General features: G+C 69.0%; 24 protein-coding genes. 14 read left to right on the top strand and 10 right to left on the bottom strand.

Annotation, left to right across the window (positions count from 1 at the left end; translation table 11 throughout):
* Positions 1-113 precede the first annotated feature (113 nt).
* Genes ACYVF6_RS23700 through ACYVF6_RS23670 form a run of 7 tightly spaced genes read left to right on the top strand, consistent with a single transcriptional unit; the run spans position 114 to position 7,713 of the window.
* Positions 114-2,087: an ABC transporter substrate-binding protein gene (locus ACYVF6_RS23700; RefSeq protein WP_460524687.1), complete on the top strand. Its 1,974-nt coding sequence runs from the start codon at positions 114-116 to the stop codon at positions 2,085-2,087.
* Between the two features lie 18 nt (positions 2,088-2,105).
* Complete coding sequence (locus ACYVF6_RS23695; protein WP_460524686.1) at positions 2,106-3,098, top strand: ABC transporter permease; 993 nt, start codon at positions 2,106-2,108, stop codon at positions 3,096-3,098.
* Positions 3,099-4,214: an ABC transporter permease gene (locus ACYVF6_RS23690; RefSeq protein ID WP_460524685.1), complete on the top strand. Its 1,116-nt coding sequence runs from the start codon at positions 3,099-3,101 to the stop codon at positions 4,212-4,214.
* On the top strand, positions 4,204-5,226 hold the full coding sequence (locus ACYVF6_RS23685; protein ID WP_460524684.1) for an ABC transporter ATP-binding protein: 1,023 nt from the start codon (positions 4,204-4,206) through the stop codon (positions 5,224-5,226). Before ACYVF6_RS23690 ends, ACYVF6_RS23685 begins: the two co-directional genes overlap by 11 nt.
* Positions 5,223-6,242 (top strand): ABC transporter ATP-binding protein, encoded by a 1,020-nt coding sequence (locus ACYVF6_RS23680; RefSeq protein ID WP_460524683.1) that lies wholly within the window; start codon positions 5,223-5,225, stop codon positions 6,240-6,242. Before ACYVF6_RS23685 ends, ACYVF6_RS23680 begins: the two co-directional genes overlap by 4 nt.
* A 45-nt stretch (positions 6,243-6,287) precedes the next feature.
* Entirely contained in the window at positions 6,288-7,067 is a 780-nt protein-coding gene (locus ACYVF6_RS23675) for an IclR family transcriptional regulator (RefSeq protein WP_460524682.1), read from the top strand.
* A 58-nt stretch (positions 7,068-7,125) separates the two neighbouring features.
* Positions 7,126-7,713: a pentapeptide repeat-containing protein gene (locus tag ACYVF6_RS23670; protein ID WP_460524681.1), complete on the top strand. Its 588-nt coding sequence runs from the start codon at positions 7,126-7,128 to the stop codon at positions 7,711-7,713.
* A gap of 8 nt (positions 7,714-7,721) precedes the next feature.
* On the opposite strand, the gene ACYVF6_RS23665 is transcribed toward ACYVF6_RS23670, so the two are convergent.
* Positions 7,722-8,267: a hypothetical protein gene (locus ACYVF6_RS23665; RefSeq protein ID WP_460524680.1), complete on the bottom strand. Its 546-nt coding sequence runs from the start codon at positions 8,265-8,267 to the stop codon at positions 7,722-7,724.
* Entirely contained in the window at positions 8,264-9,727 is a 1,464-nt protein-coding gene (locus ACYVF6_RS23660) for an MFS transporter (protein ID WP_460524679.1), read from the bottom strand. The genes ACYVF6_RS23665 and ACYVF6_RS23660 overlap by 4 nt, the downstream gene beginning before the upstream one ends.
* Positions 9,728-9,982: 255 nt before the next feature.
* Here ACYVF6_RS23660 and ACYVF6_RS23655 point away from each other — a divergent pair, with 255 nt between their 5' ends.
* Positions 9,983-11,785 (top strand): DEAD/DEAH box helicase, encoded by a 1,803-nt coding sequence (locus ACYVF6_RS23655; protein WP_460524678.1) that lies wholly within the window; start codon positions 9,983-9,985, stop codon positions 11,783-11,785.
* A gap of 181 nt (positions 11,786-11,966) precedes the next feature.
* Here the strand turns inward: ACYVF6_RS23655 and ACYVF6_RS23650 are convergent, their stop codons facing one another.
* The 3 genes from ACYVF6_RS23650 to ACYVF6_RS23640 all read right to left on the bottom strand — a co-directional run bounded on the left by ACYVF6_RS23650 (position 11,967) and on the right by ACYVF6_RS23640 (position 13,841).
* Positions 11,967-12,353, bottom strand: a complete 387-nt coding sequence (locus ACYVF6_RS23650) for a PPOX class F420-dependent oxidoreductase (protein WP_460524677.1) — start codon at positions 12,351-12,353, stop codon at positions 11,967-11,969.
* A gap of 75 nt (positions 12,354-12,428) precedes the next feature.
* On the bottom strand, positions 12,429-13,328 hold the full coding sequence (locus ACYVF6_RS23645; protein ID WP_460524676.1) for a COX15/CtaA family protein: 900 nt from the start codon (positions 13,326-13,328) through the stop codon (positions 12,429-12,431).
* A gap of 39 nt (positions 13,329-13,367) precedes the next feature.
* A complete protein-coding gene (locus ACYVF6_RS23640) occupies positions 13,368-13,841 on the bottom strand; it encodes a YbaK/EbsC family protein (RefSeq protein ID WP_460524675.1) in 474 nt (157 codons plus the stop codon).
* Positions 13,842-13,865: 24 nt separating this feature from the next.
* Between ACYVF6_RS23640 and ACYVF6_RS23635 the strand changes: the two genes are divergently transcribed.
* Positions 13,866-14,981, top strand: a complete 1,116-nt coding sequence (locus ACYVF6_RS23635) for an alpha/beta hydrolase (RefSeq protein ID WP_460524674.1) — start codon at positions 13,866-13,868, stop codon at positions 14,979-14,981.
* On the opposite strand, the gene ACYVF6_RS23630 is transcribed toward ACYVF6_RS23635, so the two are convergent.
* The 5 genes from ACYVF6_RS23630 to ACYVF6_RS23610 form a co-directional block, all read right to left on the bottom strand.
* Complete coding sequence (locus ACYVF6_RS23630; protein ID WP_460524673.1) at positions 14,953-15,729, bottom strand: ABC transporter permease; 777 nt, start codon at positions 15,727-15,729, stop codon at positions 14,953-14,955. The two genes, ACYVF6_RS23635 and ACYVF6_RS23630, sit on opposite strands and share 29 nt — an antisense overlap.
* Positions 15,726-16,661 carry an ABC transporter ATP-binding protein gene (locus tag ACYVF6_RS23625; protein WP_460524672.1) on the bottom strand — a complete coding sequence of 312 codons (936 nt, stop codon included), beginning with the start codon at positions 16,659-16,661 and terminating at the stop codon, positions 15,726-15,728. Before ACYVF6_RS23625 ends, ACYVF6_RS23630 begins: the two co-directional genes overlap by 4 nt.
* A 20-nt stretch (positions 16,662-16,681) precedes the next feature.
* Positions 16,682-17,464 carry a hydroxypyruvate isomerase family protein gene (locus tag ACYVF6_RS23620; RefSeq protein ID WP_460524671.1) on the bottom strand — a complete coding sequence of 261 codons (783 nt, stop codon included), beginning with the start codon at positions 17,462-17,464 and terminating at the stop codon, positions 16,682-16,684.
* A 100-nt stretch (positions 17,465-17,564) separates the two neighbouring features.
* Positions 17,565-18,413: a peptidoglycan-binding protein gene (locus ACYVF6_RS23615; RefSeq protein ID WP_460524670.1), complete on the bottom strand. Its 849-nt coding sequence runs from the start codon at positions 18,411-18,413 to the stop codon at positions 17,565-17,567.
* Between the two features lie 108 nt (positions 18,414-18,521).
* Positions 18,522-18,995: an NUDIX domain-containing protein gene (locus tag ACYVF6_RS23610; RefSeq protein ID WP_460524669.1), complete on the bottom strand. Its 474-nt coding sequence runs from the start codon at positions 18,993-18,995 to the stop codon at positions 18,522-18,524.
* Positions 18,996-19,252: 257 nt separating this feature from the next.
* Between ACYVF6_RS23610 and ACYVF6_RS23605 the strand changes: the two genes are divergently transcribed.
* Genes ACYVF6_RS23605 through sufC form a run of 5 tightly spaced genes read left to right on the top strand, consistent with a single transcriptional unit; the run spans position 19,253 to position 23,816 of the window.
* A complete protein-coding gene (locus ACYVF6_RS23605; protein WP_460524668.1) occupies positions 19,253-20,050 on the top strand; it encodes a helix-turn-helix transcriptional regulator in 798 nt (265 codons plus the stop codon).
* The gene (gene sufB / locus ACYVF6_RS23600; protein ID WP_460524667.1) at positions 20,047-21,459 is read left to right on the top strand and encodes a Fe-S cluster assembly protein SufB; all 1,413 of its coding nucleotides are present in this window, start codon (positions 20,047-20,049) and stop codon (positions 21,457-21,459) included. Before ACYVF6_RS23605 ends, sufB begins: the two co-directional genes overlap by 4 nt.
* Before the next feature lie 56 nt (positions 21,460-21,515).
* Positions 21,516-22,718, top strand: coding sequence for a Fe-S cluster assembly protein SufD (sufD, locus tag ACYVF6_RS23595; RefSeq protein ID WP_460524666.1), 1,203 nt, complete (start codon positions 21,516-21,518; stop codon positions 22,716-22,718).
* Positions 22,715-23,050 (top strand): non-heme iron oxygenase ferredoxin subunit, encoded by a 336-nt coding sequence (locus tag ACYVF6_RS23590; protein WP_460524665.1) that lies wholly within the window; start codon positions 22,715-22,717, stop codon positions 23,048-23,050. Before sufD ends, ACYVF6_RS23590 begins: the two co-directional genes overlap by 4 nt.
* A gap of 4 nt (positions 23,051-23,054) precedes the next feature.
* Complete coding sequence (gene sufC, locus ACYVF6_RS23585; protein ID WP_460524664.1) at positions 23,055-23,816, top strand: ABC transporter ATP-binding protein; 762 nt, start codon at positions 23,055-23,057, stop codon at positions 23,814-23,816.
* Positions 23,817-23,824: the final 8 nt, after the last annotated feature.

Raw genomic sequence — 23,824 nt, 5'->3', positions numbered from 1 at the left:
CATATCACGAATATACGTCTCTGATTTTGTAGATGTTAAGTCACACAATCGCTGGCTGCAAGGGGCGGATGATGACATCGAACAATGAGCAGCGGGGACCAACACAGGGGCCGATGCGGGGACTGAGCCGCCGCGACCTGATCCGGGCCGGCGGTGCCGCGATGGCCGGAGTCGGCCTGCTGACATCGTGCTCGTTCTTGTCCACGGACCCGGCCAAGCAGGCCGGACCGAAGGCGGCGGCATCCGGCGCCAAGGAGTCGCCGATGCTCGCCGCGCGGGTCAAGGCCGGCACGTTGCCGAAACTCGCGCAGCGGATCCCGAAGGACCCGATGGTGGTCAAGCCGCTGACCGAGCCCGGCGTCTACGGCGGCACGATGCAGCGCGGCCAGATCGACATCAACGCCGACGGCCTGCAGTACATGGGCTGGGCAGGCCTGGTCGAGTGGACGCCGACCGTCCCACCGAAGGTGGGTCCGGGACTGGCCAAGTCGTGGGACGTCGGCGAGGACGGCAAGGTCTACACGTTCCACCTGCGCGACGGCGTGAAGTGGTCGGACGGCAAGCCGTTCACGACCGACGACATCATGTACGTCTACGAGCACGTGCTGCTCAACAAGACGCTGAACCCCATCTTCCCGGGCTGGATGTCGTCCGGTGGCAAGCCGGGCACGTTCGTCCAGGTCGACAAGCTGACGTTCCGGATCGAGTTCGAGGAACCGAACGGCCTGCTGTTGAAGTACATGTGCTTCGTCGGCACCTTCACCAACGGCAGCGTCAACCCGATCCTGCAGCCGAAGCACTACATGAGCCAGTTCCACCCCGACATCGCGGGCAAGGAGAAGGTTCAGGCGATCATCAAGCAGGCGAAGGTCGCCGCCTGGGAGGACCACTACCACAACCAGCACAACCACTGGAAGAATCCCGACCTGCCGGTGCTCGGTCCGTGGATGGCCAGCTCGGCACCCAAGGGCAACAACGCCCGCGCCGAGCGGAATCCGTACTACTGGAAGGTCGATCCCGACGGCCGGCAGCTGCCCTACATCGACAAGGCCGTCTACACCATCCTCGACCAGGAGACGTTCGGTCTGCGCGCCGCCAACGGCGAGATCGACCTGGCGGCATGGGACCTCAGCTACCAGTCGGCGCCCCTGCTGATCAAGAACCAGCAGGACAAGGGATATCGCTTCCTGCGCTGGAAGCCGGACGGCCTGTTCCACGCCATCAACCTCAACCAGAGCCACCCCGATCCCGTGCTGCGCAAGCTGTTCCAGGACGTCAACTTCCGGGCCGGCGTCTCGCACGCGATCAACCGGGAGGAGATGCGCGACGCGCTGTTCGCCGGGCAGGGCAGCCTGCAGCATCCGTGTGCGCAGCCGGAGGACCCGTACTTCGAGAAGGGCATGGGGATGCGCTTCACGGAGTTCGACGAGGCCAAGGCCAACGACTACCTGGACCAGGCCGGGCTGACCAAGCGGGGCGGCGACGGCATGCGGCTGCGGCCGGACGGCAAGCCGATGAAGCTGGTGGCGCAGACGTTCACCGTGGGAGTGGGCGTGCCGACCATCACGATCCTGGAGTTCGTCAAGCGGTACTGGGCGAAGGTCGGCATCGACATCGCGCCCAAGCAGATCTCCTCGGAGCTGTGGTACGCCAGCATCGGCAACGGCAACTTCGACCTCAACTGCTATCCGCCTGCCGGATACCTCTGGGACATCGACTCGCTGTGGTACATCCCGACCAACGGGCTGACCTACTGGGCGCCGAAGTACGGCAACTGGTACGGCGACCCCAAGGGCAAGTACTCCATGGAGCCCACCGGCGACATCCGGCAGCTGCAGGTGCTGTACGACCAGCTGGTCAAGGAAGCCGACGACAACAAGCGGCTCGAGCTCGGCCGGCAGATCCTGCGCCTGCACGACAAGAACGTCTGGATCATCGGCACCGTGCAGTCGTCGTTCGCGCCCGTCGTCGTCTCCGGTGACATGGGCAACGTGCGCGAGCAGTCGGTGGCGAGCTACCGGACGCTCTACGAGGCCGCGCTCGATCTGTCGCAGCTGTACTTCAAGAACCCCGGCAAGCACACCTGACCGGGTGGGAGAGGGTCGATGGTCCGGTACCTGTTCAGACGCCTGCTCTACATGATCCCGACGGTGTTCCTGATCTCGCTGGTCTCGTTCGTCATCATCCAGCTGCCGCCGGGCGACTACCTGAGCACGGTCGTCTCCAACCTGTCACGGCAGGGCCAGACCGTCGACCCGGCCCAGCTGGTGGCGCTGAAGGAGCGCTACGCCCTGGACCAGCCGGTCATCGCGCAGTACTGGAAGTGGATCACGAACATCGTGTTCCACCTCGACTTCGGCCAGTCGTTCGAGTACAGCCGCTCGGTGTCGTCACTGCTGGCCGAGCGGCTGCCGTTGACGCTCGTCCTCGGCATCACCGCGCTGCTGTTCGGCTGGGTGGTGTCGCTTCCGGCCGGCATCTTCTCCGCGGTGCGGCGCTACTCCATCGGCGACTACGCGATGACCGCGATCGCCTTCCTGGGCATCGCGATCCCCGGATTCCTGCTCGCGCTGACCGTGGCGTACATCCAGTTCCGCTACTTCGGCAAGAGCGTCGGCGGCCTGTTCTCACCGGACTACGTGGACGCCGGCTGGAACCTCGGCAAGCTGCTGGACCTGCTCGACCATCTGTGGCTGCCGATCGTCGCGCTGTCGATCGGCGGTATCGGCGGGACGATCCGGATCCTGCGGGCCAACCTGCTGGACGAGCTGCGCAAGCCGTACGTCGTGACGGCGCGGGCGCGCGGGCTTTCAGAACGGGCGCTGATCGCGCGCTATCCGGTGCGGGTCGCGCTGAACCCGTTCATCGCGACGGTCGGCTGGGTGCTGCCGGCGCTGTTCGACGGCGAGGTCGTGGTCGCGACCGTGCTGGGCCTGCAGACGACCGGGCCGTTGCTGCTCGGTGCGTTGCAGAGCCAGGACATGTACCTCGCGGGCAGCATCATCTTCATCGCCTGCGTGCTCACGGTGTTCGGGACGCTGGTCTCCGACATCCTGCTGGCGCTGGTCGATCCCAGGGTGCGAGAGGGGTACGCGTAGATGGCGAAGGCAGCGACCCCGGAGGCGGCCGCGACGGACGAGGTGTTCTTCGCGCCGCAGTACAAGCTGGTCTGGTGGCGGTTCCGCAAGAACAAGCTCGCCGTGGTCGGCCTGCTGGTGATGGGGCTGATCTACCTGATGGCGGCGTTCTGCGAGTTCTGGGCGCCGGCCACGCAGGACCACTATCGCGCGACGTACTCCTACGCCCCGCCGCAGCGCATCCACGTCACGTGGGACGGCGGGCCACACCTGTTCGTCTACGACTACAAGTCGCGCGCCAACCCCGAGACGTTGCAGCGCGAGTTCGTCGTCGACAAGTCCCAGCGGGTCGCGCTGCGGTTCTTCGCCAAGGGCGAGGAGTACAAGCTGTGGGGACTGATTCCCTCCGACCGGCACTTCTTCGGGCCCGTCGAGGCCGGCGAGCCGTACTACCTCTTCGGTGCCGACGAGCAGGGCCGGGACGTGCTGTCGAGGATCGTCTACGGCTCCCGGATCTCGATGTCGGTCGGGCTGATCGGCGTGGTTCTCTCGCTGGCGCTGGGGATTCTGCTCGGGGGCATCTCGGGCTACTTCGGCGGGCTGACCGACACCGTGATCCAGCGGGCGATCGAGTTCATCATGTCGGTGCCGTCGCTACCGTTGTGGCTGGGGCTGGCGGCCGCGGTGCCGGCCGGCTGGGGGCCGTTGAAGACGTACTTCGCCGTCACGCTGATCCTGTCGCTGATCGGCTGGACCGGGCTGGCCCGGGTGATCCGCAGCCGGTTCCTGCAGATCAGGTCGGAGGACTACGTGCTCGCGGCCGAGCTCGACGGCGTACGCCGGATGCGTATCATCCTCCGGCACATGCTGCCGGCGTTCACCAGCCACATCATCGCGACGCTCACGTTGTCGATCCCCGGCATGATCCTGGGCGAGACGCTGCTGTCGTTCCTCGGGCTCGGGCTGCAGCCACCCGTCGTGAGCTGGGGCGTGCTGCTGCAGGAGGCGCAGAACATCCGGGTGCTGTCGCAGGCGCCGTGGATGCTCCTGTCGGGTGCGGCCGTGGTGATCGCGGTAATGGCGCTGAACTTCCTCGGTGACGGCTTGCGAGATGCGGCGGACCCCTATGAAAGCTGAGCACGAAGCGCCTCCGGCCACCACCCTGCTGGACGTACGCGGGCTGAAGACGCAGTTCAAGCTCGCCGAGGGCGTGGTGCGGGCGGTCGATGGCGTCGACCTGACCGTGCAGGCCGGCGAGACGCTTTGCGTGGTGGGGGAGTCCGGCTGCGGCAAGAGCGTGATGGCCCGCTCGATCCTGCAGCTGGTCGAACCACCCGGGCGGATCGTCGGCGGCTCGATGTCGTTCCGGCCCGACGCCGAAGGCGAGGCGGTCGACCTGGCCAAGCTCAACCCCAAGGGCGCCGAGATGCGGCGGATCCGCGGCAAGGAGATCGCGATGATCTTCCAGGAGCCGATGGTGTCGCTGTCGCCGGTGCACACGATCGGGCACCAGATCGCGGAGAACCTGCGTACGCACGAGAACCTCACCAAACGGGAGGCCCGCGTGCGGGCGATCGACGAGCTGGCGGCGGTGGGGATTCCCAGGCCGGCGGAACGATTCGACGCCTACACGTTCCAGCTGTCGGGTGGCATGCGGCAGCGGGCGATGATCGCCCTGGCGCTGGCCTGCCGGCCGAAGCTGCTGATCGCCGACGAGCCGACGACCGCGCTCGACGTGACCACGCAGGCGCAGATCCTCGAGCTGCTGCAGGGGTTGCAGGAGCAGCTCGGCATGGCGGTCATGTTCATCACCCACGACCTGGGTGTGGTGGCCGAGATCGCGGACCGGGTGACGGTGATGTATCTCGGGCTGGTCGCCGAGGACTGCCTGGTCGACGACCTGTTCCACGATCCGAGGCATCCGTACACGAAGGCGTTGCTGCGTTCGGTGCCGGTGATCGGCCCGCGGTCCACCCGCCGGCTGGAGACGATCCGGGGCGCTGTGCCGCATCCGCACAACCGGCCGAAGGGCTGTCCGTTCCACACCCGTTGCGACGACTTCGAACCGGAGCTGTGTGACGCCGCCGTGCCTGAACTCGTGAGCGCCTCCGGCCGGTCGGTGCGTTGCGTGAAGGAAGAGCTGGCATGACCGAAGACCTGCTGCGGGTGAAGCAGCTCTCGATGCGGTTCAAGGTGTCGCACGGCTTCCTCGGCATGGGCGGGCACATGACGGTGAACGCCGTCGAGGACGTCGACCTGACCGTACGGCAGGGCGAGACGCTCGGCCTGGTTGGGGAGTCGGGCTGCGGCAAGACGACGCTCGGGCGCTGCATCCTGCGTGCGTACAAGCCGACCGCGGGCGAACTGCTGTACCGCAAGGGCGACGGCTCGACCGTCGACCTGGCGCGGCTGGGACGGGAGGCGTTGCGTCCGTACCGGCGGGAGATCCGCACGATCTTCCAGGACCCGAACTCCTCGCTCAACCCGCGGATGACCGTCGGGCAGATCGTCGGTGAACCGTTGAAGGTGAACGGCCTGGCACAGGGGAGCGAGCTCACCGACCGGGTGGCCGAGGTGCTGCGGCTGGTGGGGCTGCGGGCGGAGTACATGCGGCGTTACCCGCATGCGTTCTCCGGCGGCGAGCGGCAGCGGATCGGGCTGGCGCGGGCGCTGATCACGCGGCCGCGGCTCGTGATCGCCGACGAGGCGGTCTCGGCGCTGGACGTGTCGGTGCGCAGCCAGATCCTCAACCTGCTGGAGGATCTGCAGGAGGAGTTCGACCTCACCTACATCTTCGTGTCGCACGACCTGTCGGTGATCCAGCACCTGTGCGACCGGGTGGCGGTGATGTACGTCGGGCGGATCGTCGAGCAGGCGCCGACCGCGGAGCTGTACGCGCGGCCGCGGCACCCGTACACCGAGACCCTGCTGCGGGCCGTTCCGTTCCCCGATCCCCGGCTGCGCGGGCAGCGCCGGCGGGTGCCGCTGCGGGGCGAGGTGCCCGATCCGGCGGATCCGCCGCACGGGTGTACGTTCCATCCGCGTTGCCCGTACGCCGAGGATCGTTGCTCGGCTTCGGAGCCGTCACTGCTGGAGGTTGGTGGGGGACTGTCGCGGTGCCACTTCGCCGATCGGCTGGAGCTCGGCGGTGTGGGAGGTGGGTAGCTACCTTTCGGGCCGATACGCTGCGGACATGGATGGGGTGAGGACGTGAGCGGGCAGAAGGAGAAGCCGGCGTCGCCGTCCACTGACCGTGCGCTGACCGTGCTGGAGACGCTCGTCGAGGCGGACGGGCCGTTGACGCTGACCAGCCTGGCGAAGGAGGCCGGCGTTCCGCTGGCGACGTGTGCGGCGATCGTGCAGACGCTGGAGTCGCGTGGCTATGCACAGCGGCAGGTCGTGGGGCGTTCGCACTTCTGGCGGCCGTCGCTGCGGTTGTACGGCCTGGCGTCCGGGCTGGTTCGGAAGCTGGACCTCGTACGCGTCACGCAGCCGCACCTGCGCTCGTTGTCCGAGGCGGTCGGGATGCCCGCGCACCTGGGTGTGCTCGACGGCGCCTCGATCGTCTACGTCGCCAAGGCAGCGACGCCCGGCTTCATCCAGTTCGACACGTTCGTCGGCAAGGTGGCCCCCTACAACCTCACCGCGTTGGGCAAGGCGATCGCCGCGCACCTGCCGGAGGCGTCGCTCGGGCCACTCCTCGACCGGATGGCGAAGGGGGCCGGGCCGCACGCGCAACGGCCGAGCAAGAAGGCGCTGCAGGAGGAGCTGGCCGCGATCCGTGCACAGGGCTTCGCGGTGGAGGACGAGGAGGAGCAGGCGGAAATCGCGTGCATCGCCGCGCCCGTCTTCGACGCGAGCTCGACGGCGGCCTACTCCGTGGGTATCACCGGGTTCGCGCGCGAGGTGATGCGTGAGAAGTACGACCTCGCGGTGGCCGCGGTGCTGCAGGCCGCGAAGTCGATCTCGGCCGAGCTCGGTGGCGCGTAACCGCACGCCGGCGCCGCCCAAGGTGCCGGTAGAGCTGACTCCTGGCGATGGCCGGCTGGTGAGCGATCAGACGTATTCCGGCATGGGGTTTCGGGAGCTCGAGCCGGCCTGCGAGGAACTGGTGCTGTCCGAGCTGGACGGGTGCCGCTTCTCGAAGGTGAGCCTGGCGGGGACGCGGCTGCACCGCGTGATCTTCTCCGACTGCGAGCTCGTCCAGTGCGATCTCGCCAACGTCGAGTCGCACGACTCGTCGTTCGTCCGCGTGCGCGTGACGACGAGCCGGCTGATGGGGATGAACGGCGTCAACACCCTCTGCCAGGACGTGACGTTCGAAGGCTGCCGGGCAACTCTGGCGGCGTTCCGGTTCTCGCGGTTCAAGCAGGTGGTCTTCCGCGACTGCGACCTGCGGGAGGCGAGCTTCCAGGAGTCGGACCTCACCGGCGTACGGTTCGAGGGCTGCGACCTGACCGGCGCGCAGTTCTCCGGCGCCCGGATGGCGGGGACACGCCTGAGCGACTGCGTGCTGGCGGGCGTGCGCGGAGTCGACAGCTTCCGCGGCGCGATCGTGGCCGGGAACGACCTGCTCGGGCTCACGTACAGCATGGCCGGCGCTCTGGGAATCACCATCGACAACGGCGAGGAGTGAGTGAGGCGTCAGCGGCCGATGACGACGAAGGCGCGCAGGGCAGCGGGCTTGTTGCCGGGGTCCTTGAAGCGGAACGCCGTGGTCTCCTGCGACTCGAGCTCGTCGGTACGGATGCCGTCCAGCTGCTCGAGGTCGTAGCAGATCAGCAGGTCCAGCCGCAGCGGCACACCGCCGCGATCGACGGGTGGGCCGTGGAAGAAGTCCGACACGAAGTCGCCCATGGTCGAGCCGCTGTCGGCGTGGGTCGACGACAGGCCCGTCGGGCCCACCGTGCAGGGGATCGCGTGCAGCTCGACGCCCTGTGGGCCGTAGTAGTCGTGCAGCACCGGTACGCGCGCCGGGTCGTAGCGGTCGGTGCCGAGCTCGGTGATGGCCGCGATCAGCCGGTCGACCGTCTGGCCGGGGTGGTCCTGCAGGCTGATCGCGCGGATGGCGTACCGGCCCGGGTCGAGCGCCTTGGCCACGAACGCGTCGAGCTTGTGGCCGATCGCGAGGTGGTCAGGCTCCGCGTCGACGGTGTATTCCGGCAGCGCGATCGTGTGGGTCGGTATCACTTCTCGACCTTGGTGTCGGGCAGCTCGATGCGCAGCGTGCACGGAGCCTGGCACGCGTGGTTGATCGCCGGCAGCGGGTGGTTGTCGACCGGCTTCGCGTTGCGGATCGTGAGCCATGCCAGCACTCCGCCCAGGCCGCACAGCACCGCCGAGATCAGCATCGCCATCGGAAAGCCCGCCGCCAGCGACCCTTCGGCGCCGTCGATCCCCGCGACGCCCGGGAGTACGGCGACCGCGAGCAGACCCGCCACCCGGGACACCGCGTTGTTGACGCCCGACGCCGCGCCCGCATGCTGTTCCGACACCGCCCCCAGTACGGCGGACGTCAGCGGCGCCACCGTCAACGCCAGCCCGAGCCCGAACACCACGACGGCCGGCAGCACCGTCGTGAGATAACTCGTCCCCGGCCGTACCATCGCCATCAGCGCGAGCCCGCCCCCGGCGAGCAACGGTCCGGCGGACATCGGCACCCGCGGCCCGATCCGCTGCGCCAGCGCGCCCATCCGCGACGACAACAGCAGCATGACGATCGTGATCGGCAGCGTCGACAGCCCGGCCTCCAGCGCGGAGTAACCCATCGTCTGCTGCAGCTGCAGCGTCAGCAGGAACAGCGCCGCACTCAGTGCGCCGTACATCGCGAACGTCGTGAGGTTCGCCCCGGTGAACTGCCCCGACCGGAACAGCTCCAGCGGCAGCAGTGGCTCCGCCACCCGGCGTTCGATCAACGGGAACGCCGCCAGCCCGATGACCCCGACCGGCAACGCGACGAGCGTCATCGCGTTCCAGCCCTGAGCGGGCACCTCGATCAGGGTGTACGTGACCCCGGTCAGCCCGGACGTCACGGCCAGCGCCCCCCACACGTCCAGCCTGCCGGTGGTGCTCGTCGCGCTCTCCGGTACGTGCTTGAGCACCACCCAGATCGCCATCAGCGCCAACGGCAGGTTGAGCAGGAACACCAGCCGCCACGAAACCGCGTCGACCAGCCAGCCGCCGAGGAACGGCCCGATCGCCGACGACACGCCGGAGAACCCGGCCCACGTACCGACCGCCTTGCCGCGGTCCTCCGGCCGGATGACGCCGTCGATCAGCGCGAGCGACCCGGGTACGAGCAGCGCGCCGCCCACGCCCTGCACCAGCCGGGCGACGATCAGCGTCCCGCCGGTCGGCGCGATGCCGCAGGCCAGCGATGCCACCGAGAACGCGATCAGCCCGATCAGGAAGATCTTCCGCCTGCCGTAGCGGTCGCCGAGCGCGCCGCCGAGCAGGAGCAACGCGCTGAGCGTCAGGAGGTAGCCGTCGAGGACCCACTGCTGGACCACCAGCCCTCCGCCCAGCTCGTCGCGGATCGCCGGCAGGGCGACGTTGACCACCGTGCCGTCGAGAAAGGCCATCCCGGAACCCAGAACGGTCGCGACGATCAGCCACCGGCCTGCCGTCGAGTCCAGCCGCAACGTGCTCATGCGACCCAGCTTCCCGCACATTTGGGCGGCATACATGGTGTTGACGCGGTCCGTGACGAAAGACCGGGTACACTTGCTCCGGCGGTGGCACGATGTCACCGCGATTGCGTGTCAGCAGCCTTGCTCGACGCGCGCGGTCGCCTCTCGAAGCGTTCCGATCCACCCAGGCCCTTGACGACGGCCTGCCACGGTCGAGCCCACCGCAGATGCCGCGGCCGACGACCGACCCGACATGTGACCGGAGCTCATCACTTAATGCCACAGGCACCCCGCCGTGCTCGCAGCGCGGCCAGCTCGTCCCGCCGTTCTTCCTCTAACTTCAGCCGTCGCGGCCGCCGCGGCGGACCCTCGGTCGCGGGGAGCGGACAACTCAGCCCCGCGAAGGAGCGCGACCGCGCCCTCGATGCCGCGCTCGACGCCGCGGCCGCCGAAACGCCCGAGAACCTCCCCGAGACGTTCGCCGAGGCGGGTGTCCCCGGCCGGCTCGTCGACGCTCTCAGCCGGCGCGGCATGACCGCCCCGTTCGCGATCCAGTCCCGTACCCTCCGCGACGCCCTGTCCGGCCGCGACATCCTCGGCCGGGCGCAGACGGGCTCCGGCAAGACGCTGGCGTTCGGCGTCCCGATGCTGGCCCGGCTGGGCGAGCAGGTCGGCACCCGCGCGGCCGGTTCGCCGGGCGGGCTGGTGCTCGTACCCACCCGTGAGCTCGCGCAGCAGGTCACCAACGTGCTGCGGCCGCTGGGCCGTGCGCTGCAGGTCGACGTGCTCGAGATCTACGGCGGCGCGTCCATGCGCAAGCAGGTGTTCGGCCTGCGCGACGGCGCCGACCTCGTGGTCGCCACGCCCGGACGCCTGATCGACCTCGTGGAGCAGGGCGAGTGCGACCTCAGCCAGGTCGAGATCACCGTCCTCGACGAGGCCGACTTCATGGCCGACCTCGGCTTCATGCCGGCCGTCACCAAGCTGCTCGACATGACGCGTTCGGGCAGCCAGCGCATGCTGTTCTCCGCGACGCTCGACCGCGGTGTGGGCGAGCTCGTCGAGCGTTACCTCGACAACCCCGCCTTCCAGGCGGTGGCTTCGGCCGCGGCGCCCGTCGAGTCGGTCGACCACCGGGTGTTCGTGCTGTCGCCCGACACCAAGGTTCCGGTCGCCGCCGAGATCGCCGGGCGGCCCGGCCGCACGCTGTTCTTCGTTCGTACGAAGCACGGTGCCGACCGGCTGGCCAAGCAGTTGCGCCGCGAAGGCGTGGAGGCAGCCGCGATCCACGGCGACCTCAAGCAGGGCGCCCGGCGGCGTGCGCTGTCGAGCTTCGCCGGCGGCGAGCCGCGCGTGCTGATCGCGACCGACGTCGCAGCGCGTGGCATCCACGTCGACGACGTCGACCTCGTGGTCCACTTCGACCCGGCCGGCGACCACAAGGACTACCTCCACCGCTCCGGCCGCACCGCCCGCGCGGGCGCGACCGGCACGGTCGTGTCGCTGGTCTTCCCCGACCAGCGGCGTGAGGTGAACCGGCTGCACGAGAGCGCGAAGGTCAGCGCCAACACAGTCGACGTCGAGCCCGGCCACGACGCCGTGCGCGAGGTGGCAACCTCCGGCACGCCGATCGTGATCCGGCGGCAGGACTTCGACCGCCCCCGCCGCCCGCGGCGCGAGGGTGGCGGCGGTGGCTACCGCTCCGACCGCCCGCGTGGTGAGCGCACGGACCGCCCCCGTGGCGACCGTTCCGACCGCTTCCACAGCGACCGTTCGGGATCGGACCGGCCGCGCGGTGAGCGGTCCGACCGGCCGCGTACTGAGCGCTCGGATCGCCCGCGTGGCGAGCACTCCGACCGTCCGCGCGCTGACCGTTCGGACCGCCCCCGCGGAGAACGACCGGACCGTCCGCGCACCGAGCGCTCGGACCGGCCGCGCACGGACCGTTCCGACCGCCAGCCGCGTGGTGACCGTCAGCCGCGCACCGAGCGGCAGCCGGGCAAGCCGGAGCGCCAGCCGCGTCCGGACAGCTCCCGCGCCAAGAAGCCTCGCCACCGCCAGGCCAGCCGGGTGAGTTAGGCAAGCAACTCACGACGGCGGTCGCCGCGGGCCAGTTCGGCCCGGGGCGGCCGCCGTTGCCATTGGGGCGAGTCCACGTGCCGGTCTCGCTGCGATCACCGAGCTGGGCACCGGCCGCTACAACTCAACGCGGGCCGTCATCGGTTGCCCGGAAATCCTTACGTCGCCGCTGACGCCGCGCTCAGGGGGTGACCTTGGCGGCCGTGATGCGCACCGTCGCCCACTGTGGGTTCGGACCGGCGAAGCCGGGATACGGTCCGCCGGTGTATTTGTGCGACAGCTCGTCGATCAGCGCGCCATCCGGGTCGGCCTCGATGGTCGCCGTGCCCTGGACCTGTGCGCTCACGTAGGGATCGGCGCGATCGAACACCACCACGGTGGCGCGTGGATCTCGCTTCAGGTTGGCGATCTTGCGCCGGCTCATGGGGAGCGCGAACAGAAGGTCGTCCTCGTCGCGCTTCACCCACACCACGGTCGAGTGCGGCCTGCCATCAGGCTCGATCGTCGACAGCACGGCGAAATTCGCACTGTCGAACAATGTGCGGGTGGTGTCGTTGAGCGTTGCCATCTGCGCGTCCTCCTCGACTCGCGAAACCGACGACGGCCACGCTACGCCCTGCCACCGACAGTCCCTGCCGAGCGCTCAGGCCGCGGCAGCGAGCTCGGCGCGGTCGCGGGTGCTGAGGGCGACCGCCGTCGCGGCTGCGATGGTGAGGGCGGCGCCGAGCATGTGGATGCCGACCAGGATGACCGGGAGGTCGGTGACGTACTGCACGATGCCGACCAGGCCCTGGCCCAGCTCGGCCGCCAGCAGCCACACCACCGCCCGCTGGGCTCGCCGCGGTGCCCGCACCGCCCGGAAGCCGAACAGCAGGCCGATCGTGAGGCCGATCAGGACACACACCACATCCGCGTGGAGCTGGCTGATGGCCTGGGTGTCGAAGCCCGTACGGATGGCCTGCGCGTCGCCCGCGTGGGGGCCGCTGCCGGTGACCAGCGCGCCGACGTAGAGCACCACGAACGTCCAGCCGAACGTGAGCCACGCGAGCACCCGTAGCGGCTGCGGCACGCTCGCCGAGACCGCCCCGCCCGGCTCACTGGCGCGGCGGACGAGCAGGGTCGACCCCACGACCAGGACCATCGACAGCATGAGGTGTGGCGCGACCCAGACCGGGTTGAGGTCGGTCAGGACGGTGATCCCGCCCACCACGGCCTGCAGCGGGATGCCGAACGCGAGCAGCGTCGCCAGCAGCCGGACGCCGGGCCGGCGCGGCTGGTCGCGCATCGCCGCGATCCAGGTGAGGATCGCCACGACGACGAGGACACCGGTGAGGGTGCGGTTCCCGAACTCGATCACGCCGTGGACGCCCATCGCACCGTGCGGCGTCCACGACTCGTCGGTGCACCGGGGCCAGGTCGGGCAGCCCAGGCCGGAGCCCGTCAGCCGGACCGCGCCGCCGGTCACGACGATGCCGATGTTCGCGACCAGCGAGGCGATCGCCAGGGCCCGAAGGGGGATCGTTTCAGGGTGAGGTAGCCGCACGGTAACAAGCCTAGACGGGGTACGACAACGCGTCGTAGGTCAGTCGGCCGCGACGTCGGCCGCAGTGCCACCGGTGAGCCGGACGAGCTCGTCGAACGTGGTGGGGAACACCGTGTGAGCCTCGCCGCCGGCCGCCCAGATCGTGTCGTACTTCTGCAGCCAGGTGTCGACGAACGTACGCAGCCGGGTTGGATGCCCCACCGGCGCGACTCCGCCGACCCGCTGCCCGGCCGCCGCGAACACGAAGTCGGGATCGGCGCGCTTCAGCTTCTGCAGGCCGAACGTCCGCGCCACCAGCTTGGTGTCGACCTTGTGCGCGCCGCTGGCGAGGATGAGCACCGGCTCGTCGCCGGCGGCGAAGATCAGAGAGTTCGCGATCGCGCCGACCTCGCACCCGAGCTCGGCGGCCGCGGTGGCGGCGGTCGGCACATCCACCTGCAGATGGACGACCTCGCCGGTAGCGCCACCCTCGCGCAGGGCGGCCACGACTTTCTCGACAGCGGAATCGGTCATGGTCGAAGACGATAACTTGGCAGGATGTTCAGGAAGAAGCTGGAGTCCCTGCTGGGTGACTCGTTCGAGCTCCGCCGGCAGCGACGCGCGGGCACCTGGACGCACCAGCAGGTAGCCGCCCGCGACGAAGGCTCTCCGCTTCTGGTCGATGTGGTCGGCGACCTCGACAGTCAGCCGCGGAAGCTGGTGTTCATGCTCCCCGGCGGCGGCCTGAACTTCGCCGCGAACTACTTCACACCGGCCTACCGCAACCTCGCCCACTTCCTTCGTAAGCAGGGACTCTGCGCGGTTGGCATCGGGCCCCGCCCGGGCGGGCTGGCCAGGCTCAAGCAGGATGCGCACAAGATCATCTCGTTGTTCAGCGAGCGTCTGGACATCTCCTACGACCTCGTGGGCCACTCCGCGGGCGGCGCGCTCGCTCTCGACTACGCCGCCACCTACGACGACGGCCTGGAACGGCTCATGGTCATCGACACCACCGGTGCCTTCACCGAGCCGGACCTGCGCCGGCGCGCGGCCGAGTCGCTGGCCGGCGCACAGGCCTTACTCGACCAGGGCCGGACGACGATTCCGATCGGCCTCGGCGGGCTGATCGAGAAGGCCGTCCAGGATCCGTGGGGCGCCTCCGCGGTGCCCTGGCCACCGGACCGTACGAAGGCCTTCACCAACCAGGGCGCTGCCCTTTTCGCGCTGATCAACACCGGCAGCCTGCCCGGCCTGACGAACTGGATCTACCACGGCGGTCTGATCGCGGGCCGCTACACGTTCGGCGAGAACCCGGCGGACGACACGTTCGAGATCGCCCACTCGCCGCTGCACGTACTCCACGAACAGGCCCGCAAGCTCGACACCGAAGCCGCCTCGACCGAGCTGATCCGCGACCTGCTGGCGATCTGGTCCGGCGAGGAGAGCGTCTACCAGATCGATTGGTCGAACATCCGCGCCGACGTCTCTTGGGTGAACGCGGAGCTCGGCCGCGGCGACCATCGGCAGGGCGCCGAGTTGATCCGCCAGGCAGGCAACGAGAACGTCCAGTTCACCGTCGTCGACGACTACGGCCACGGCGACCCGGTCTGGAGCACAACGGCAGCCGAGGACTACTGGGAGCTGCTCAGTCCCAGCGGAACGTCTTCGCCGTAAGCAACCCCGCGACCAGAGCCCACAGCGCCAGCACGCCGAGAGGCATCCACGCCAGCCCATCACCCGCCAGGAAGACCGATCGCATGCCTTCGGCCAGGGCGCCCGACGGCAGCCAGGACGTCAAGCCGGCAAGGAGACCGGGGTACTCCGACGCGGGCAGCACGGTCGCGCCGGCGATGAGCAGCACGAGGTAGACGAGGTTGGCCGCGGCCAGCGTCGCCTCCGCACGCAGCACACCCGCCATCAGCAACGCGAGCGAGGCGAAGGCCGCCGTGCCCACGATCACCAGCAGCACGAACGCCAGAACCCGCCCCGGGCTGAGCTCCGGCCGCCACCCCAGCAGCAGCCCGGTCACGCCGATCACCACGATCTGCAACAACTCCACGAACGACACGGCCAGCGCCTTGCCGGCCAGCAGCCCGTGCCGGGGGAGCGGTGAGGCTCCGAACCGCTTCAGTACGCCGTACCGTCGCTCGAAGCCCGTCGCGATCGCGAGGCTGGTGAACGCGGTCGACATCACCGCCAGCGCCAGGACGCCCGGCACCAGCACGTCGATCCGCCGCCCGGGGCCCAGCGCGATCGGCGCGTACGCCCCTGCGAACAGCACGAGCAGCGGGATCACGGCCGCCAGCAGCAGTTGCTCGCCGTTACGCAGCAGTAGCCGGGTCTCCATCCGCCCCTGCGCGAGCACCATCCGCCCGAGCGGTGCCGCGCCCGGCCGCGGGGCGAACACGCCCGGCGCGCTCACGAGCGCAGCTCCCGGCCGGTCAGCTCGAGGAAGACGTCCTCCAGCGTGTGCCGCTCGACCGCGAGCCCGTCCGGCATCACGCCGTACGAAGCGCACCAGGCGGTGACCGTCGCCAGCAGCTGGGGGTCGATGGTGCCGATCACGAGGTAGTTGCCCGGCGACGACTCGCGTACCCGGCAACCCTCCGGCAAGGCCACGGCCAGCGACCGGACGTCGAGCCCGGCCGGGCCCTTGAACCGCAAGGTGTTCTCCGCGCCGCGCTCGGTCAGCTCGGCCGGCGAGCCCGCCGCGATCACAGAGCCGCGGTCGACCACATAGACGTGATCGGAGAGCTGTTCGGCCTCTTCCATGTAGTGCGTCGTCAGCACCACGGTGACACCGTCGCGGCGCAGGTCGCGCACCAGCGACCAGGTGGCGTGCCGCGCCTGCGGATCGAGCCCCGCGGTCGGCTCGTCGAGGAACACGAGCTCGGGGCGCCCGACGATCGCGCAGGCCAGGCCGAGCCGCTGCTTTTCGCCGCCGGACAGCCGGCGGTACGGCGTGCGCCCGCACTGGCCGAGCCCGAGCCGCTCGACCAGCATGCCGACGTCGAGCGGGGAGGAGTACATCCGCGCGAAGTGCCGCAACAGCTCCTCCGCGCGTACGCCGGACCAGGCTCCGCCCTCCTGCGGCATCACACCCACCCGCGCGGAAAGCCGCCGGTGGTCGGCGAGGGGCTTCAGCCCGAGTACGGAGATTCGGCCGTGCCGCGGCTTGAGGTAGCCCTCGCAGGCGGAGATCGTCGTGGTCTTGCCGGCACCGTTGGGGCCGAGGATGGCGGTGACGGTGGCGCGTTCGACGGCGAGACTGAGCTTGTCGACCGCGGTCACGGCATTGCGACCGTGGCCGTATGTCACGACCAGCTCGTCGACCTCAACCGCCAAGTCACCCACGTTTGGCGAGTGTAGAACCGTCAGCCGGAAACGGCGGTAACGGCCTGCTCACAGGCCTCGTACGCGGCGCGCAGGGCCTGCACGGGCTCGCCGCGCGGAACGAACTCGTGGCCTACGAATCCGTCGTATCCCGTGCCCGCGATCGCCCGGAAGATCGGCGGGTAGTTCATCTCCTGGGAGTCGTCCAGGTCGTGCCGCCCGGGGTTGCCCGCCGTGTGGTAGTGCCCGAAAGATCTGTGATGATCCTGGATCGTGCGGATCAGATCGCCCTCCATGATCTGCATGTGGTAGATGTCATAGAGAAGCTTCACGCGCGGTGACCCGACCTGCTCCACGACCCGCAGGCCCCACCAGCTGCGGTCGCAGTGGTAGTCGGGGTGGTCGACCTTGCTGTTCAGCAGCTCCAGCACCAGCGTGACGCCGGCCTCCTCGGCGGCCGGCGCGACCCGGCGCAATCCCTCGGCCGTGGCCTCGATGCCGGCCTCGTCGGACAGGCCCTCGCGGCTGCCACTGAAGCAGATCAGGTTCGCGATGCCCCAGGTCTGGGCGAGCTCGAGGTTGGTGAGGATCTCCCGCTCGATCCGGTCGTGGTTCTCCCGGCGGTTCAGCCCCGACTCGATCGACGCGTGCCCGCCGTACGACGCGAGCCGCAGCCCGTGATCCTTGACCAGCTGCCAGTGGTCCGGCCCGACCAGCTCGGTGGCGGCATAGCCGATCCGCGCCGCGCCGGCGACCAGCTCCTCCGGCTCGATCCCGTTACGTGCGAACGACCACCACGCGAACGACTGCTTCAAAGCGCCCATGTCACAAGGAGTAGCACGGCGTGGCGGCCAGCGGTGCGCGGCTGGCCGCACCCGGTCGGCCAGCCGCGTACCCACTCTCTCCCGAAGCGTCAGAACAGCGTCAGACCTTCGGCACCTTGAGCTTGCGCCAGCTGGCCGGGCCGGGGAATCCGTCGGCGTCGGCGCCGTTGAAGCCGAGCTTGCGCTGGAACAAGGCGTACGACTTGCGGTCCGCCTCGCCCCACTGCGGCCCGGGACCCACTTCGAACGCCGAGCACTTCTCCGCCACCAGCCGCCTGCCCATCCGGGTGATCAGCGCCGATCGCGGCTTGCTCTTGAAGAACGCCTCGCCGGGGAACGGAGCGAAGTCGCCGCTCGCCGCGGATCCGGCGTAGTCCGGTCGCCCGAAGCCCGCGACCGTCTTGTTCTTCTTCTTGGTCTTCCAGTTCCGCGCGACCCGCGCGACGCGGTTGTCGTAGTTGCCCTCGACCGTCCAGAACTTGCCATCCTCGCCGACCTGGGCGACGAAGCCCACGTGCTGCACGCCGTGCGGCCCGCCTGCGATGTAGAACAGGTCGCCGACCTTGGGGTCTGCCGTCGCCTCGTGCCAGCGGCCACGCGCCTTCCACTCCTTGACCTGGACCGAGCAGCGCGCGGACCACGGGACGAGCGAGCGGTCGCCGGCGTTGTGGGCGACCCACATCGTGAAGATCGCGCACCACGCGGTCTTCACGCCGTAGAAGTCGTGGAACTTCTTCGGGCCCAGGCCCACCTGTTTCTTGGCCAGCTTCAGCAGGTTGGACGCGTGTACGTGCGACACCGACTTCGGTCCGCCCAGCAGGCCGAGCTTGCTGACGGGATCCGGATCGGCGTCGGCCAGCGAGTCGTCCTCGTCGATGACGAGCACGTCGAGCTCAGCCAGTTCTTCCTTGGTGGCGATGTCTTCCTGGTTCGCGAGCATGTCTGCCATGGCCCGCCCCCTTTTTTCGTGAATCGGACTCACGACGATCCGCGTCACGGACCGGGGCGGCAAGGGCCGTCCGGACAGGAATTCGGGCAAGGTTGCCTTGTCAGGCTCTCAGAGCTCGATCGGATGGTCCGGTGGCGACGTCAGGACGTCCGCCAGCAGGTCGGGCAGTCCCTCCGGCAGGAACGACTGTCGTACGCTCGCCGCCTCCATTTCCTCCTGCGCCCACCAACGGTGCTCGCGGACGACGGAGCGCTGGTCGACCGCGGCGCGCGTGCGGCCGAGGAAGTAGCGCTCGAGCACCCGGACCGTCTGGCCGGACCAGAGCACCTCGCGATCCAGCGTCCAGACGCACGGGCCGATGTCGAGATCCCCGATGCCGGTCTCCTCGAACACCGAACGCAGCGCGGCTTCATCCCAGCTCTCGCCCCACTCGACGTCGCCGCCGACGAGGATCCAGAACTCGGACGAAACAGGCGAGCCGGGCAGGACGATCGCGTCGTCCCGCACCTTGATCATGAGGACCCGGTCGTGCTCGTCGAGCAGGATCACCCGAGAGCTCGTACGGCGGGGAATGTCGGACACCGGAGGAGTCTAGGGGTGTCCTGTAAGTGTCGCCGGGCTGCGGCGGCCCTGGCCCCACGCTGGCTGCGTTGTCGTCGATCGCCGGAGGCCCTTCCTGGCTCCTCCTCCGGCTGTGCCCACCCCCACGAACGGCGCCATGCGCCGCGCGCTTGACCGGCGACCCTTGGAACAGATCGTCTAGGCCGATCTGTCGCCCGTTTGGGTGGGTTAGGTATGCCTGGCTGGTCTGCCCCAGCTATTAAAGGCACAATGGTGTTGTGAAAAACCTGCGCGAGCCCGCCGAGGGCCAGGACACCGCCATGGTGCCTGGTGAGGGCGATGCGGCGCAGGTTGCTCAGGAGGGCCACCAGCGCACGCGCGAACGGGTCGCCCGCCTGATCATGGAGCACGGACCGCAGACCGCCGCCGCTTTGGCGGAGGCGCTCGGTGTGACTCCCGCCGCAATTCGCCGCCATCTCGACGCGATGCTGGCCGACGGCGTGGTCGAGGCTCGTCAGCAGCGTATTCGCGGCCCGCGCGGGCGCGGCCGTCCGGCGAAGGTGTTCGTTCTCACAGACACCGGCCGCGATGCCTTCTACCAGGCCTACGACGCGCTCGCGTTGAGCGCTCTGCGCTACATCAAGGAAACGGCCGGTGAGCAAGCGGTCACCGAGTTCGCTCGCCGCATGGTTGCCCGGCTCGAGGATCGTTACCGCAGCATCGCGGAGACGTATCCGGACGGACCGGGAACAACCGCGCTGGCCGAGGCGCTGACCGAAGATGGGTACGCTGCCTCGGTCCAGCCCGCCCGGCTCGGTGAGCAGCTGTGCCAGCACCACTGCCCGGTGGCGCACGTCGCCGAGCAGTTCCCCGAGCTGTGCGAGGCGGAGACCGAGGTGTTCTCCCGTCTGCTCGGGCGCCATGTCCAACGACTTGCGACCATCGCGCACGGCGACGGCGTGTGCACCACGCACGTACCCCGTGCGGACGTCGCCGACGTCGCCAAGGTCGGGCAAGAACCAGCAGATAACCAATCCACCGGAACACGGGTCCGGACCGGAGGGACTACTTCATGACCAGCACCGCGCATCCGGAGCTCGAAGGCCTCGGCCGCTACCAGTGGGGATGGGCCGATTCCGACGCAGCCGGAGCGACCGCACAGCGCGGCCTCAACGAGGACGTCGTCCGCAACATCTCGGCGCTCAAGAACGAGCCCGAGTGGGTGCTCGACATGCGGCTACGCGGTCTGAAGCTGTTCGGCCGGAAGCCGCTGCCGACCTGGGGTGCCGACCTGTCGACGATCGACTTCGACAACATCAAGTACTTCGTGCGCTCCACCGAGAAGCAGGCCACCACCTGGGACGACCTGCCCGAGGACATCAAGAGCACCTACGACAAGCTCGGCATCCCCGAGGCGGAGAAGCAGCGCCTGGTCGCCGGTGTCGCTGCGCAGTACGAGTCCGAGGTCGTCTACCACAAGATTCGTGAGGATCTCGAGGAGCAGGGTGTCATCTTCCTCGACACCGACACCGGGCTGAAGGAACACCCCGAGCTGTTCAAGGAGTACTTCGGCACGGTCATCCCGCCGGGCGACAACAAGTTCGCCGCGCTCAACACCGCGGTGTGGAGCGGTGGCTCGTTCATCTACGTGCCGCCGGGCGTGCACGTCGAGATCCCGCTGCAGGCCTACTTCCGGATCAACACCGAGAACATGGGCCAGTTCGAGCGGACGCTGATCATCGTCGACGAGGGTGCCTACGTGCACTACGTCGAGGGCTGCACGGCGCCGATCTACTCCACCGACTCGCTGCACTCCGCTGTGGTCGAGATCATCGTGAAGAAGAACGCGCGCTGCCGCTACACCACGATCCAGAACTGGTCCAACAACGTCTACAACCTCGTGACCAAGCGGGCGACCGCCGCCGAGGGCGCGACGATGGAGTGGGTCGACGGCAACATCGGGTCGAAGATCACGATGAAGTACCCCGCGATCTACCTCATGGGCGAGCACGCCAAGGGCGAGACGCTCTCGATCGCGTTCGCGGGTGAGGACCAGCACCAGGACGCCGGCGCCAAGATGGTGCACTGCGCGCCCAACACGTCCTCGACGATCATCTCCAAGTCGGTGGCGCGTGGCGGTGGCCGCACCTCCTACCGCGGCTTGGCCGAGGTGCGTGAGGGTGCCGCGGGCTCGAAGCTCAACGTCAAGTGCGACGCGCTGCTGATCGACACGATCAGCCGCTCCGACACCTATCCCTACGTCGACGTCCGCGAGGACGACGTGCAGATGGCCCACGAGGCGACCGTCTCCAAGGTCAGCGAGGACCAGCTGTTCTACCTCATGAGCCGCGGGCTCAACGAGGACGAGGCGATGGCGCTGATCGTGCGTGGGTTCGTCGAGCCGATCGCGCGCGAGCTGCCGATGGAGTACGCCCTGGAGCTCAACCGGCTGATCGAGCTGCAGATGGAAGGCGCAGTCGGCTAGCGGCATACCCCAAGACCTGTCCCGTTCGTACGAAGAAGAAAGAGCGACTTGCTGTCATGCCCGAGATCAAGCCTCACTCCCATGGAGCGGGTGCGGAGAAGCCGGCTTCACACCTGCACCCGAGTGGCTCGGCTGCGGTCGAAGACCACCCGGTGCCGACCGGCCGTGAGGAGATCTGGCGCTTCACGCCACTGAAGCGGCTGCGCGGCCTGCACCAGGACGCCCCGCTCGGCAGCGGTGACCAGCACACGGTGGAGTCCGCCGCCGATCCGGCCGTGAAGGCCGAGACCGTCGCCGCTGACTCCGCCGGGGTCAAGGGCGCCTCCGGCTACCTGCCGATGGACCGCGTGAGCGCCCGCGCGTGGGAGGCCTCGCAGCGGGTGTTCCGGATCACCGTTCCGAAGGACACGGTGGCCGAGACCGCGAGCGTGTTCACCCACCGCGGCAACGGCATCGACGAGGCGGCCGCCGGCCACGTGCTGGTCGAGGCCGAGCCGTTCAGCCAGGCGACGATCGTCCTGCAGCACGAGGGCTCGGCGGTGCTCGCCGACAACGTCGAGATCGTCGTCGGTGACGGCGCGCATCTCACGTTCGTCTCGGTGCAGGACTGGGCCGACGACTCGGTGCACCACAGCGCGCACCACGCCAAGGTCGGCCGCGACGCGACGCTGCGGCACATCGTGGTGTCGTTCGGCGGCGACCTGGTGCGGATGACGGTCTCGACCGAGTACGCCGGTCCCGGCGGCGAGGTCGAGTCGCTCGGTCTCTACTTCGCCGACCAGGGTCAGCACCTCGAGCACCGGCTGTTCGTCGACCACAACCAGCCGCAGACCCGCAGCAACGTCGACTACAAGGGCGCGCTGCAGGGCAAGGGCGCCAACACCGTGTGGATCGGCGACGTGCTGATCCGCAAGGTGGCCGAGGGCATCACGACGTACGAGCACAACCGCAACCTCATGTTGACCGACGACTGCCGGGCGATCTCCGTGCCCAACCTCGAGATCGAGACCGGCGAGATCGAGGGCGCGGGTCACGCCAGCGCGACCGGCCGGTTCGACGAGGAGCAGCTGTTCTACCTGCAGTCGCGCGGCGTTCCGGCCGACGAGGCCCGCCGGCTGGTCGTCTACGGCTACTTCGCCGACATCCTGCGGCGGATCGGCGTTCCGGAGCTCGAGGAGCGCCTGATGCAGGCGGTCGAACGTGAGCTCGAGCGCGGCTCCAGCCTGGCCCCGGCCTCCATTGGAGGAGGCGGCGCGTGACGTTCGTCAAGGCCTGCCCGCTCGCGGAGGTCGCCGAGGGCAGTGCCGTCGGCGTCGAGGTCGACGGCGTGCCGGTCGCGATCGTGCACAGCGACGGCGGCGAGGTGCACGCGATCCACAACGTGTGCTCGCACGCCGAGGTCGCGCTGTCCGAAGGCGACGTCGAGGACGGTGAGATCGAGTGCTGGCTGCACGGCTCGCGCTTCGACCTGCGCAGCGGGCAGCCCACCGGCCTGCCGGCCACCGAGCCCGTACCCATCTACCCCGTCAAGGTCGACGGCGACGACGTGCTGGTCGACATCGAGAACCCTTTGAACTACAAGGAGAACTAACCCCGTGAGCACGCTTGAGATTCGCGACCTGCACGTCTCGGTCGAGACCGAGGCCGGTCCGAAGGAGATCCTGCGCGGGGTCGACCTGACCGTGAAGTCGGGGGAGACCCACGCGATCATGGGCCCGAACGGCTCGGGCAAGTCGACGCTGGCGTACTCCATCGCCGGCCACCCGAAGTACCAGATCACCAGCGGCTCGGTGACGCTCGACGGCGAGGACATCCTCGCGATGACCGTCGACGAGCGGGCGCGGGCGGGGCTCTTCCTCGCCATGCAGTACCCCGTCGAGGTCGCCGGCGTCTCGGTCGCCAACTTCCTGCGTACGGCCAAGACCGCGATCGACGGCCAGCCGCCCGCCCTGCGTACCTGGGTGAAGGACGTCAACGGCGCACTCGACCGGCTCGGCATGGACGGCGACTTCGCGCAGCGCAGCGTCAACGAGGGCTTCTCCGGCGGTGAGAAGAAGCGCCACGAGATCGTGCAGCTGGAGCTGCTCGACCCGACGTTCGCGGTGCTCGACGAGACCGACTCCGGCCTCGACATCGACGCGCTGAAGGTCGTCTCCGACGGCGTCAACCGCTTCCACAACAAGGGCGACAAGGGCGTGCTGCTGATCACGCACTACACCCGGATCCTTCGTTACATCAAGCCCGACTTCGTGCACGTCTTCGTCGACGGCCGGATCGCCGAGGAAGGCGGACCGGAGCTGGCCGACAAGCTCGAGGCCGAGGGCTACGCCAACTACCTCAAGGCCGCTGCGAAGTAATCGATAGG

The organism is Flindersiella endophytica, from assembly GCF_054779015.1.
The sequence above is the reverse complement of the archived record's forward strand: the minus strand, read 5'-3'. Positions and strand labels throughout refer to the sequence as shown.